Annotated in this window: 10 protein-coding genes and 1 other RNA gene; all 11 read right to left on the bottom strand. The window is 29.4% G+C overall.

Annotated features, from left to right (window positions below; genetic code table 11):
* Position 1 precedes the first annotated feature (1 nt).
* Positions 2–1,747 (bottom strand): threonine--tRNA ligase, encoded by a 1,746-nt coding sequence (gene thrS, locus DB723_RS03630; protein ID WP_151552648.1) that lies wholly within the window; start codon positions 1,745–1,747, stop codon positions 2–4.
* 164 nt (positions 1,748–1,911) lie between these two features.
* Positions 1,912–3,228 carry a rod shape-determining protein RodA gene (rodA, locus tag DB723_RS03625; protein ID WP_151552646.1) on the bottom strand — a complete coding sequence of 439 codons (1,317 nt, stop codon included), beginning with the start codon at positions 3,226–3,228 and terminating at the stop codon, positions 1,912–1,914.
* Between the two features lie 4 nt (positions 3,229–3,232).
* On the bottom strand, positions 3,233–5,032 hold the full coding sequence (mrdA, locus tag DB723_RS03620; protein ID WP_151552644.1) for a penicillin-binding protein 2: 1,800 nt from the start codon (positions 5,030–5,032) through the stop codon (positions 3,233–3,235).
* A complete protein-coding gene (locus DB723_RS03615; protein ID WP_151552642.1) occupies positions 5,032–5,514 on the bottom strand; it encodes a rod shape-determining protein MreD in 483 nt (160 codons plus the stop codon). The genes mrdA and DB723_RS03615 overlap by 1 nt, the downstream gene beginning before the upstream one ends.
* Positions 5,514–6,359 carry a rod shape-determining protein MreC gene (mreC, locus tag DB723_RS03610; protein ID WP_151552640.1) on the bottom strand — a complete coding sequence of 282 codons (846 nt, stop codon included), beginning with the start codon at positions 6,357–6,359 and terminating at the stop codon, positions 5,514–5,516. The genes DB723_RS03615 and mreC overlap by 1 nt, the downstream gene beginning before the upstream one ends.
* A gap of 3 nt (positions 6,360–6,362) precedes the next feature.
* Positions 6,363–7,412 (bottom strand): rod shape-determining protein, encoded by a 1,050-nt coding sequence (locus tag DB723_RS03605; RefSeq protein WP_002557301.1) that lies wholly within the window; start codon positions 7,410–7,412, stop codon positions 6,363–6,365.
* 10 nt (positions 7,413–7,422) lie between these two features.
* Positions 7,423–8,391 carry a tetratricopeptide repeat protein gene (locus tag DB723_RS03600; protein WP_151552638.1) on the bottom strand — a complete coding sequence of 323 codons (969 nt, stop codon included), beginning with the start codon at positions 8,389–8,391 and terminating at the stop codon, positions 7,423–7,425.
* 24 nt (positions 8,392–8,415) lie between these two features.
* Positions 8,416–8,767, bottom strand: an RNA gene (gene rnpB, locus DB723_RS03595) — RNase P RNA component class A.
* Positions 8,768–8,793: 26 nt separating this feature from the next.
* Positions 8,794–9,552 (bottom strand): zinc ribbon domain-containing protein, encoded by a 759-nt coding sequence (locus DB723_RS03590; protein WP_151552636.1) that lies wholly within the window; start codon positions 9,550–9,552, stop codon positions 8,794–8,796.
* A 13-nt stretch (positions 9,553–9,565) separates the two neighbouring features.
* The gene (rpoD, locus tag DB723_RS03585) at positions 9,566–11,464 is read right to left on the bottom strand and encodes an RNA polymerase sigma factor RpoD (protein ID WP_151552634.1); all 1,899 of its coding nucleotides are present in this window, start codon (positions 11,462–11,464) and stop codon (positions 9,566–9,568) included.
* Between the two features lie 3 nt (positions 11,465–11,467).
* Positions 11,468–13,249: a DNA primase gene (gene dnaG, locus DB723_RS03580; protein WP_151552632.1), complete on the bottom strand. Its 1,782-nt coding sequence runs from the start codon at positions 13,247–13,249 to the stop codon at positions 11,468–11,470.

Here is a 13,249-nt window from a genome sequence, read left to right as displayed (position 1 = left end):
ATCAAATCTCCTTATCTCTTATTTTTAATAAAACAAATTTAATAGCTTCATCAAGTTTAATTCCATTTATTTGCTCATTTGTTCTTGTTCTAATAGATATTCTCTCTTCTGTTGCTTCTCTCTCGCCAATTATAAACATATAAGGTATTTTTTTAGCCTGATGTTCTCTAATTTTAGCATTCATCCTTGAAGAACTATTATCAAGTTTTATTCTAATTCCCTCATTTTTAAATTTATTTAAAACATTAATAGCGTAATCTTCTACAATATTATTAACAGGAATAATTACTGCTTGAACAGGAGACAACCATAAAGGAAACGCTCCGCCATAGTGTTCTACAAGAATTCCAAAAAATCTTTCAATAGATCCCAGCAAAGCTCGATGAATCATAAACGGTCTTTTTTCTTTACCATTCTCAGCAGTATAAGTCATATTAAATCTCTCAGGAAGATTAAAATCAAATTGAATTGTACTCATTTGCCACTCTCTATCAAGCGAATCAACTATCTTAAGATCAATCTTAGGTCCATAAAAAGCACCTCCCCCCTTATCAATTTCATAAGGAACTTCAAAATCATTTAAAGTCTCTTGAAGGACCTTTAAAGACATTTCCCAGTTAGCATCATTCCCAACAGACTTGTCAGGCTTTGTAGAAAGATATGCCTTTAAGTTGTTAAAGCCAAATTTATTCCACATATAAATAGCAAACCTAAGAACTTCTTTAATCTCATCAAAAACTTGAGAATGGGTGCATATAATGTGAGCATCATCCTGAGTAAACCCTCTGGCTCTCATCATGCCGTGCAAAGCACCTATCTTTTCATAACGATATACAGTTCCAAGCTCGGCCCATCTAAATGGCAAATCTCTATAAGAATGCTTACCTGCATTGTAAATTGCAATATGAAAAGGGCAATTCATAGGTTTAAGATAATAATTGCTTTTATCCATTTCTATTTTTTCAAACATGCTTTCCTTATAAAAGTCTAAATGACCAGAAGTTTGCCAAAGCCAAGATTTACCAACATGAGGAGTAAAAAGAATATCATATCCATTCTTAGAGTGCTCTTCTCTCCAAAAGTCTTCTATTAAAGATCTTATTTTGGCTCCGTTGGGATGAAAAAAAACAAGTCCTGGACCAATCTCTTCATGAATAGAAAATAAATCAAGCTCTTTTCCGAGCTTCCTATGATCTCTTTTTTTTATTTCCTCCCTCAAATTAAGATAAGATCTCAGCTCTTTTTCATTATTCCATAAAGTTCCATAAATTCTAGTAAGCATTGGATTTTTTTCATTACCTCGCCAATAGGCTCCGGCAATGCTTATAAGCTTAAATGCCTTTGGATCAATTTTCTTCATGTTCTCAACATGAGGACCCCTGCAAAGATCGATAAAATTATGACTCTTGTAAATAGAAATTTCATCTTGTAAATCAAAATTTTTAATCAAATCAACTTTATAAGGTTCATCTTTAAAAATTTCAAAGGCCTTTTCTACGCTTATTATCTCTTTTTTAAAAGAACTTCCAGTTTTTAAAATCTCTCTCATTCTATTTTCTATGTCCGAAAGGGAATCTTCTGTAATTGGCTTTTTAAATTCAAAGTCATAGTAAAACCCATCTTTAATGGGAGGCCCTATTGCAATCTTGGTATTTGGGAATAAATCACACACAGCTTCTGCCATAACATGAGCTATTGAATGTCTTTTCTTATAAAGAATATCTTCTTTGTCTAAATCTTTATTCACAACAATACCTTTAATCTTTTGGTTTTTATTAAGAAATTAAAATTTGCATTCATCACTTTTACTTTAAAATACTTACATCAAATATTTACAATTACTAAGTTAAAATATACAAAAAAATTTTCTAAAAAAATAGTGATAAAAAACAAAACATTGAAAATAAATTCTCAATCCATAGCAACTATTGATTCAATATTAAAATAAAAAGACATTGCTAAAAAAAATGTAATAGTAGAAGAACCCCCATAAGAGAGGAAAGGGAAAGGAATCCCAGTAATAGGCAGAATCCCCAAAGACATTCCAACATTAAAAGAGGTATGAAAAAATAAAAGTCCTAAAATTCCAGATATTACCAAAGCCATATATCTATCTTGACTTTTATTCATTATTATCAAAAATTTAAAAAAAAGAAAAAAAAATAATATTAAAATCGTACTAACACCTAAAAATCCAAACTCTTCGGCAAGAATAGAGAAAATAAAATCTGTACTTTGAGAAGGCACATAATTAGCATGTGTATAGGGGCCTTTTAAAAATCCTTTACCAAAAAGACCACCAGAACCAATTGCTATCTTAACCTGATTTAAATTCCAACCAGCACCCTTAGCGTCAATAGCCGGATCTAAGAATACCAAAAACCGTTTAATCTGATAAGTCTTCATTAACTTTGAAAGAACTTTTGAAAAGACTATTGAAAGCAATAAAATAGAACTTGCAAAAAATACATAAAAATAAATTATTTTAATGCCCAAACCATATCTAGCAATAAAAAATCCTAAAACAGAAATTAAAAGTATTAAAAGTAACACCCCTATTACTACTTTAAAATAAAAAGGATTTGAAAATATAAGATAAAATACATTGCCCATATTTACCTTATGTTCGTACCAAACCGGTAAAATTGCAAAAACAAAAGAAAAAAATCCTATCAGTGCAAATGCCAAAACATAATGCAAATCTATTCCTGCAAAAAAAGAAATAAATATAAAAATAGTTAAATATACTATTGCTGTACCAAAATCAGGTTGCAATAATATGAGAATTACTGATGGAAAAATTAATAAAAATGCAGCAATAAAGATAAAAAATTCATTATAACCTTTTTTTTCAGCATAAAATTTTGAAAGGGTTAAAATAATAATAACTTTGCCAAATTCAGAAGGCTGTCCTCCAAGCTTCCATATACCAATCCAAGACCTTGCTCCATTTACGGTCATTCCAAAAAATGCAGTAAAAATTAAAGCCAATATTAACAGAAAATATAAAGGATATACCATGCTATAAATAAATTTTAAATCGTATTTTCCCACTATAAAAATTAGAAAAAATCCAATAACCACCCAAAAGGTTTGCTTTATATATTCACTCTTAGTTAAAGATCCACTAATATTATAATCACTAGAATAAATCAACAATATGCCAACAAAAGAAACTATAAATAAGCTTATCAAAGCTAAATAATCATAATTTTTCCTAAAAACCATTAATTTACCTAATATACCATGGCCTATAACTTTTAAGAATATCTTCATAACTTTGATTTGCAAAAATACCTTGCATTATTAAATCTGTAGATTTTGCAGGCCACCAATCTACATTACTTTTTGCCTCAACCAAGCTAAAAACAATAATTTGATTATCAACTAAGCCATTATAAGGAGCAAGCCCAATAAAAGAACTATTTTCAAAACCATCTATACCAGTTTGACCAGTACCTGTTTTGCCTCCAACCTTAACAGCTTTTGTAAGAATTGCATATTTTGCTGTACCATAAGTTACAACACTTCTCATATATTTTTTTAAAAGCTTAAATGTATTCTTGCTAATAAGATTTGTCTTTCTTAGTATTTCCGGCTTATTCTCAAGAACGACCTCATTTGTACCCCCCTTTAAAATTTTATTTACAATTCTGGGCTTATATACAACACCTTCATTTGCAATCATAGCAACCATATTAACAATCTGCATGGGAGTTGCATTCAAAAATCCTTGACCTATTGAAAAATTTACAGTATCTCCTCCAACCCAAGGCTGATTAAAAGTTTTTTCTTTCCACTCAGGACTAGGAAGAAGACCAGATACTTCATTTGGCAAATCAATTCCCGTTTTTTCTCCAAACCCAAATTCTTTTGCATACTTTCTAATCCTATCTACCCCAAGATACTTAAGCCCAAGTGTATAAAAATAAACATTAGAAGAATGTGCAATTGCCTCTTCTAAATTCACATAACCATGACCACCAGGCTTCCAACAATGAAAAATTCTATTCCCAACTTTAAAATATCCAGGACAATAAATTTTTCGATCTTTATCTATAACTCTCTCCTCAAGAATGGCAGCAGCAACAACTAATTTAAAAATAGAGGCAGGTGGATAAACAGCTTGAATTGCTTTATTTAAAAAAGAGTAATCTTCCTTATTATATTTATTGTAAACATCTCTCATAGAATAATAAGGATAATTGTGAAGAGCAAGAACAGCACCTGTTGATGGTTTTAACACTATAATAGCACCATACCTTTTACCTAAAGCATTCTTGGCAAGATCTTGGATATCTTTATTAATATTAAGCACAACATCATTGCCTGGCACCATATTCCTTATAATAGAACCATCATCTATTCTTCTCTCCTTAGAATCTACTTTGTATTTAATTAATCCTTCTTGCCCTCTAATGTAATTATCATAAACTTGTTCAACACCTAACTTTCCAATAGTAGAAGTATTATCGTAACCACCAACATTATAAAACGTTCTAAGTTCTCTTTGATTTATTTGGCCAACATACCCAATTGAATGCGAATATGAATCGTCAACTAAATAATTACGCTTAAAAGAATAGGTCCATAAAAGAGCGGGGTAATAAAACTTTTTTTCAGAAATTTTAAAAAGCATTTTTGGAGTAAGCTCAACTATTTCAACATCTTTTAGATATCCCCCGGGCTCTTGAAGCTTAGATAAAATAATTGATTTATCGATATTTAGAGTGCTTGATAAAAAGTCAAGCATCTCAATTCTAGTAGCAACAGGCATATTATAATACTGCTGCAAACTTATCTTTAAAATAAACATAGTTAAATTATTTGCCAAAATATTAGAATTAGAATCTAAGATCTCACCCCTTGAGGCATTTATTTTTTCCAATCTTGATAAAAAAACATTAGCTTCTCTATCGTAAAATAAATGCTTGCCAATTTGCATTTGAAATAAAATCCCCAAATAAAGCAACATAATTATTATTAAAAATAATATTCCAAACTTATATCTAAAATTTGTTATAACACCCACTAATAATCCTCTTTAAAAGAATAAAAACTTCTAGTAAAATAATTTTGAATTGGATATAAAAAGTTAATAAACATTATATTTACAATAAGATCAAGGTTAAAGATTGAATAATTGAAAGATTTTAAATCTACAAAATCATAAAATACAATAGCCAAAAACCATAATATAACTTTTGAAATAATAAAAAATATTGTCATGCTAAGCATATTTTTAGGCATTAATAACTTTATTTTATTGTTAAAATAAAATATTATCGTATACCCAAAAACAAAAAATCCGAGTGGCAATCCTGTAAAATAATCCATAATAAGACCATATAAAATACTAGATAATAGTCCCACATTAAAAATAAAATTTAAAGAATTAAAAACTAAAAAAATTAAAAAAATATCTATTGAAAAATAAAAATAAGTTGCAAAATAATGTTGAAAAATTTTACCTAAAAATGCGCTGGAAATAAAATATGTAAAAAATGCTAACATTATTCACCAATCTCTTTGTTGTTTTTAATAAGAAAAACATACTCAAGTTTATCTAAAACTATTGCTGGCTCTACTTCTATTTTTAAAAGAGAATTGTAATCAAGAATATGAAAATTTGTAATCTTTCCAATATAGATGCCAACTGGATATTCACTAAACCCAGCAGTAACAATAGAATCGCCTATCTTTAAATCTTTTTCAGCAAGCCTATTAACATAATTCATTTCAAGTTTTTTACCATAACCATTGCCTTCTATAAGGCCTATAAACCTACTGCTTTGAATCCTTGCGGACACAAAATTTTCATAATTAGTCAAGGGCAAAATTTTAGCAGTATTAGAATAAACCTTTACAACCTTACCTACAAGACCGCTAAATCCATCTTGATACGCAACTGCTATCATATCCTTTTCTATTCCATCATTAAACCCTTTATTAATAGCCATTAAGGTCGATATATTTGAATAATTTAAATATATAATCTCTGCTGAAATAAAATCTCTAGAACTTGAGGAATAAAATTTTAATTGCTCTTTAAGGCGAACATTTTCTTGCCTTAGTGACTGTATATTCTGAGTTACTATTTCAAGCTGCTGTATCCTTTTTTTATAAAATTCTATCTTGTCCTTATAATTCTTGTATTCATTTACAGTTTTAAAAACATTGGAAATAAAACTAAATACTGCGTGCATTCTGCTTTGAATATAAGAATTGAGGGTAAAAAACAAAAAATTATCAGATCTTTTCCTTTGAATACTACTTGAATCATAAATCATAAAAACAAAAGAAACTATCAATACTAAAAGCACTTTGATAAAATTCTTGAATTTGACAAGAAAGTTCATAACTTATTCATTGATAAAACTATAAATATTCTTGCTAATATCTATTCTATTAGCATAATCATAAAATAATCCAGCACCAACAGCTACAGATAGAAGCGGATTGTCTGCAACATAAACAGGAACCCCAGTCTCTTTTGAAAGAAGTCTATTTAACCCTTTAAGAAGAGCTCCCCCTCCTGTTAAAATAATACCACGCTCAACAATATCTGTAGCAAGCTCTGGAGGCGTTGCACCAAGAGTGCGCTTAACTTCATCTACAACAACATTAATAGGTTCTTGCAAAGACTCTCTTACTTCCATAGAATCAACAAGTTGCTTTCTAGGAAGACCAGTTACAGCATCTGTACCCTTGATATCTATTTTTTCTACTCTCAAATTTTGAATATCGGGATATACATTTCCTATCTTAATTTTCAATTTTTCTGCTGTTTGCTGACCAATTATAATATTATGAGAATTTCTCATATACTTTATTATACTCTCATCAAATTCGTCACCACCAGTCCTAATTGCTCTACTTACAACCATGCCACCAAGAGAAATAACCGATATTTCTGTAGTTCCACCTCCAATGTCACATACCATATGACCCGTAGGTTCAAAAATAGGAATATCAGATCCAATAGCAGCTGCAAGAGATTCTTCTATTACCTTAACTTCTCTTGCGCCAGCATTCATTGCGCTCTCTTTTACAGCTCTTCGCTCAACTTCTGTAATGCAAGTCGGGACGCCTATTACCATCCTTGGTTTAAAAAACAATTTTTTACGAGAAAAAATTTGATTAATAAAGTATTTAATCATTTTCTCTGTGTTCTCAATGTCAGCAATAACTCCATCTCTAAGTGGACGAACAGCTTTAATATTTTCTGGAGTTTTCCAAAGCATTTTTTTAGCATTTCGGCCAACAGCAACAACTTTATTACCCTTAGTAATATCTATTGCAACCACAGAAGGTTCACTCATAACCACACCATAATCTTTAATATAAACCAGTGTATTACATGTTCCAAGATCAATACCAATATCTATCAAAAAAGACTTAAACAAATTCAAATCAACCTCCCTAAAAGTCTTCCAAAGTAATTCCAAGTCTCTCTCTTGCTGCTTCTAAATAAGGATTAAGATTGAGAGCTTCTCTCCAGTATTTTCTAGCCTTAGGATAATCTTTATCTTTCTTCCTGTATATATCTCCTATTTTAACATAAACACTAGAATTTGAACTATTAATTTCTAGAACTTTATTATAATAATTAAAAGCATTGTCATAGTCACCTTTGTCTAATAGAATATCTCCATAAAGCAAATATACCTTTTGAATTAAATTTTCATCCGTTTTCTCGCCCTTTGACAATTTCCCTTTCTCTTCTTCTATTATTTTTTTTATATACTCGACGCTTTTATTTATATCATTTAATTTATAATTAACATAAGCCAAACTCCAAAGCACTAAATCAGATTTATTTTCATTATAAGCTTTTTCAAAAAACTTTAAACTAGACTTATAGTCTCTTAAAAGCTGATACGAATACCCTAAATATTCAAAAATATCTTCTTTAATGTTCATGAAATCAAAATTATCAACACTTAAAGCTTTATTCAAAAATTTTACAGCAAGTTCACTATAAAATTCTCCTTTATGAGAATATGCCTTTCCTAATATATAATACAAAGGGCCTATAGAAACCCCATCATTTATAGAAATTAAAAATCTTAATCTTTCTATGGATTTATCTAAAAATTCTCCTTTCAAATAGCTTTCATTTACTATTAAAGAATAATAAAAGTATGAAAATCCCAAAAGCAAATTTAAATTAAAATCAAATTTATGATTTTTAATCTCATTCTCAGCATAATCTATTATTTCTTTATATTCTTTTTTATCCCACAATAAAAGCAAATCAACCTCTGTTGGTCCCGCTTTTAAATAAGATTTAGAAAAAGATTTAAAATATGACAAAATGTAATATATTAAAAAAATAAAAATGAAAATCATAGCTACATAAAAAATATATCTTAAATATCTTATTTTCATTTAAAACTCTCTTTGAGACTTATGAAATTAAGCTGACACTCATAAGCCGAGTTCTGTACTATGCCATCATCTCTCTTGTTTTTTTATCACTAAAAAAATCATGCGATCTACCCGTAAGCATATCCTCAAGAACAAAGAAAGCTTACATACTTGATCTTGCTCCTAATGAGGTTTATCTTGCCTGTATTTATTGCTAAATACACGGTGAGCTCTTACCTCACCTTTTCACCCTTACCTTTATGGCGGTAATTTTCTGCGACACTTTCTTAGGTTTAAAACCCCTAGGCATTACCTAGCATTATATTCTTATTGGAGCTCGGACTTTCCTCTTAAGCTTTAACTACTTAAAACTAAGTGATGGCTGACTGTCAGCTTAAATAAAAAGTATCAAATTAATAAATTTTATTCAACAAGATCTGCTAGACTCCCAGGAATTATTTCATCACTTATTCGAATTTTATCTTGATAATAGAGTATCCTACTACAATAAGGACAAAATTTAATATCGTTAGGCTCACGTCTTACTTTATTTGCAAATTCAATAGGAAGTATCATGTGACAACCTTTGCAAACATTGTTAATTAAAGGTACAACTCCGTTTGATTTATTTCTTATTATTCTTTGGAATTTAAATAAAAAATCCTCATTCATTTTAGAAGAACAATTTAACTCTTCACTCTCTATTTCTAAAAGTTTCTTTTCAATTTCTAAAAGTTCTAACTCAAAACTATTGCTCTCAGACCTAAAAGATTCTTCTTCTTTGCTGTGCTTCTCACCAAGATCTAATATTTCCTTTTCTATTTTAGTTTTAAGTCCATTAACATGTGTCATCTTTTTTCTAATTGTAACTTCATCGTCAATAATAACCTGAAGTTCTTTTTCAAGAGCTTCATATTCTCTTTGTGTTTTAATGCTATCAATTTTTTCTTCTGCTTTACTCTTTCTTGAATTAATATCTTGAATATCTAACTTTAAAGCAGAGTCTTCTTTTTGATATTCCTTAAACCTTTGTTGCAAATCAATAAGAACTTTCGACAATTCTTCAATTTGATTTTTTTTTATCTCCAAATACTTGGGAATGCTTTTTCGTCTCTCCTCAAGCTCAAACTTAGATTTATATATAACTTCAAGTTTTTTTAATGTATCAATATTATTTTCCATCAATCCTCCACATTCAATTTAAATCTTCAAGATAATCTTTTAATTTTTGAGTTTTTTTGGGATTTTTAAGTCGCCTTAAAGCCTTAGACTCAATTTGTCTAATTCTTTCTCTTGTAACATTAAAATGAAGTCCAACTTCTTCAAGAGTTAAAGAATAACCATCTTCAAGCCCAAATCTCATTTTTACAACTTCTTGCTCTCTTTCAGGAAGAGTTCCAAGAATCGATCTTATTTGATCTTGCAAAACTACAAAGGATGTATGATTAGCAGGATTTTTTATTGCCTTATCCTCAATAAAATCACTAAGAACAGAATCTTCCTCTTCTCCGATTGGTGTTTCAAGAGAAACAGGCTCTCTTGAAACACTTTTTACAGTTTTAACCTTTTTAAGCTCCCACCCAAGTCTGTCTGAAAGCTCTTCATCTGTGGGATCTTTCCCTAAAACTTGAATTAAATATCTAGTTTCTCTATTAAGCCTATTTATTTGTTCAATCATATGTACAGGAACTCTAATTGTGCGAGCTTGATCAGAAATAGATCTTGTTATGGCCTGCCTAATCCACCAAGTAGCATAAGTTGAAAACTTAAAACCTCTTTTATATTCGAATTTTTCAACAGCTTTAATTAATCCAATATTACCTTCTTGAACAAGATCAAAAAAATGAAGACCTCTATTTGCATATTTTTTAGCAATGCTTACAACAAGCCTTAAATTAGCCTTAATCAACTGATCTTTAGCATGTTGCATCATTTGCTTACCCTTAGCAATCTCTTCTGACATGCTTATTATTTTGTCCATTGGGTATTCATAATACATCTCAATTCTCTCAAGTTCTTTTTGAGCTAGCTGAGCCTCTGTAATCTGCTCTTTAATAACATCTTCTTTAAGCTTAAGAGATTTTTCTATCTCTATTCTTTTTTCAGCAATAGTTAAATCTCTTCCAAGCACCCTCAAGTCTCTTATTTTTTCAATTTTTAATCTACTTAAAATTATTCTTTGCTGTCTTTGCAAATCCTTTATTTTGTTGGCAGAATCAATATAATCATCTGAAAAAACTCTTAATTCATCTTGATATAAAGGTATATCTCGCAAAAACTCTTTTAGATATAATCTCTCGCTTTTTAAATTATTTTCGAAAATATCTCCACCAAGGTCATATACTCTATGCTTATTATCTACATAACTTATTAAACGATCTTGAATTGGTTTTAAAGGAATTTTGTAAAAAGAGGCAATTCTTTTTTTTTTATTATAATAATCAGGGCTGCTCTCTTTATCCTTATCTTTTTCTCTTTTAAAAAACTCCTCTCTTTCCATTCTTGAATAAATAGTATTAACAAGATTATAATAGTTTTCTATAACAAGTCCCTCATTCTTAAGAATATTCTCAATTATGCTCTCCCCAGAATCCATTTGCTTTGCAAGTTCAACTTCTTGATTTCCTGTTAATAAGAACTCTTTTCCTATTTCCTTTAAATAAAGTTTTATCGGATCTTCTGAGTGACTGTCTTTTAAAACATTGCTTTTAATATATCCTGAACCCAAATCATCCTTAACAGAAATATCTTCTTCATCACAATCATCCAACTTGCCATCAATATCAATATCTCCCCCCTCATCACTTTGAAAACCATCATCTAAAATCATAAAATTTCTATCAGATTCAATCTCCAACTCCTCATCTTCATCATTTCCATCTTCGCTAACAACCAAATCTAATTCCGAAATTCTATTAACCAATCTTATTTCTCTATCCTCAAGCATTGAGCAAATACAATCAAGGACTTCTGGTTCTAATATGTCATCGGGAAGCAAACTTGATAATTCACTAAAACTAAGAGATTTTCTATCTCCCAAATGAGCAACAATACCCTCTATCAGCTTCGAATATTTCTTTTCCAAATCCGACAAAACTTAACTCCCTGGAACATCGTATGTATAGATTTTTAAATTTTTTCTCTGCATATTTAAAAACATTAACTCATTTATTTGAATCTTTGCATTTACCAAAGAGTCCCCATCTAACCTTTTTTTGCAAAGCAAAACACGAGAATCTAATTTTCTTCTTTTAATTGCAAGCAAAACATGAATGAGCATCTCGTCATCCACTTCAAATTCAGAATTTAAAACTTCTTCAAAAAAATTTTCACTAACTTTATAGACATCCTTTAAATTTATTTTTAAATCCATCAATGAAAAATCTTCATTATTCTCAAACAAACCCTCAAAGCACATAAAAATTCTTCTGGCATTGATATCAATTAAATCACTATCAATAATATTGCGCCTTATTATACTAAAATAACTAAAATTTTTCAACAAAGCTACTATTAGATACCTCTCATAAGAATCATCATTATGAGCATACAAATTTCTTTTATTATTGTCAACCGCAAATCTTTCTTTTATTCTATAATAATCTTTTAATAAAGTTGCCACACCAATGCCAAGCTTATTGCTAAGTTTGTCTAAAAAAATTTTTTTCTGAGTATCCACTTTTGATAAATTTATCAAATTTAAAAACAAACTAATCATAGCATTTAAATCTACAGTTTTATTTAAATCGTATTTATTAGAATAAACATCTAAAAGATAGTCAAAAACATCACATCTATTGTTTAAAATTTGTTGCAAAGAACCTTCACCTTTATTTTTAAGAACATCTGAAGGATCGCTTCCAAAATCCATTTTAACAACACTAACATTGATATTAAATGGCAAACAAATTTGGTAAGCTTTTAAAGTTGCAGAAAGTCCAGCATCATCCCCATCAAAAGAAAATATTATTTCATCGGCATACCTTTGAATTAAAGCTAAATGTTCTTTTGAAAAAGAAGTGCCAAGAGTAGATACAGCCCTCTTAATCCCGGATGTAAAAAAAGCAAGAACATCTATATATCCCTCTACCAATATAACCGACTTTGTAGATTTAATCTCAGCAAACCCCTCATAAAATCCATAAAGAATCTCCTTTTTTTTAAAAACTTCCGTTTCGCTTAAATTAATATATTTAGAGCCTCTTCCACCTAAATCTCGGCCCCCAAAACCAACAACGTTTCCTTTAAAATCTTTAATTGGAAAAATTAATCTTTGAGATAAAATAGAAGCTTTGAGATTTGTTTTTGAAAACAAACCACTTTTTTTAAGTATCTCAAAAGAGTATCCTTTTGAAACTAAAAAATCATAAAGCCCTAAATCATCTTTAACATTAGATGGTAAGTAACCAAGCCCAAATAAATCAACGACATCTTTAGATATTGCTCTACTGTTTAAAACGTAATCCAAAGCCTTTTTGTTTTTATTTAAAAAAAATTTAATAGTATTAATTAATCTAGAATTCAAAGAGTAAATTTCTGAAACTATGTCTTTATTTTTATTTTTTTTTTCACTTTCTTGATTTATTTTTAAATCATTATAATAAATACCAAATTTTTCACATAAAATCTTAAGAGCATCATTGTAATTAATCTTTTCCATATCCATTAAAAATCCAATAACATCTCCGCCCTTTTTACACCCAAAACAATAAAAATATCCTTGCAAAGGATTTACAAAAAAAGAAGGAGTTTTCTCAGCATGAAAAGGACAAAGGCCTTTGTAAGTAGATCCCGATTTAACAAGCTTAATATACTGCTCCACAATAGTTACAATATCAAATTTAGATTTAATTGAAGCTGCAGTTTGTAAATACTCCAT

The sequence above is a fragment of the Borrelia maritima genome, assembly GCF_008931845.1.
GTDB lineage: Bacteria > Spirochaetota > Spirochaetia > Borreliales > Borreliaceae > Borreliella > Borreliella maritima.
Note: the sequence above shows the minus strand (reverse complement) of the source record. Positions and strands in the feature narration are given on the sequence as shown.

What these genes read in the sequence shown, in the direction of transcription:
- rodA (WP_151552646.1), bottom strand. Translation starts at nt 3,228, where the DNA reads ATGGTTTTTAGGAAAAATTATGATTATTTAGCTTTGATAAGCTTATTT.
- DB723_RS03615 (WP_151552642.1), bottom strand. Translation starts at nt 5,514, where the DNA reads ATGTTAGCATTTTTTACATATTTTATTTCCAGCGCATTTTTAGGTAAA.
- mreC (WP_151552640.1), bottom strand. Translation starts at nt 6,359, where the DNA reads ATGAACTTTCTTGTCAAATTCAAGAATTTTATCAAAGTGCTTTTAGTA.
- DB723_RS03600 (WP_151552638.1), bottom strand. Translation starts at nt 8,391, where the DNA reads ATGAAAATAAGATATTTAAGATATATTTTTTATGTAGCTATGATTTTC.
- DB723_RS03590 (WP_151552636.1), bottom strand. Translation starts at nt 9,552, where the DNA reads ATGGAAAATAATATTGATACATTAAAAAAACTTGAAGTTATATATAAA.
- dnaG (WP_151552632.1), bottom strand. Translation starts at nt 13,249, where the DNA reads ATGGAGTATTTACAAACTGCAGCTTCAATTAAATCTAAATTTGATATT.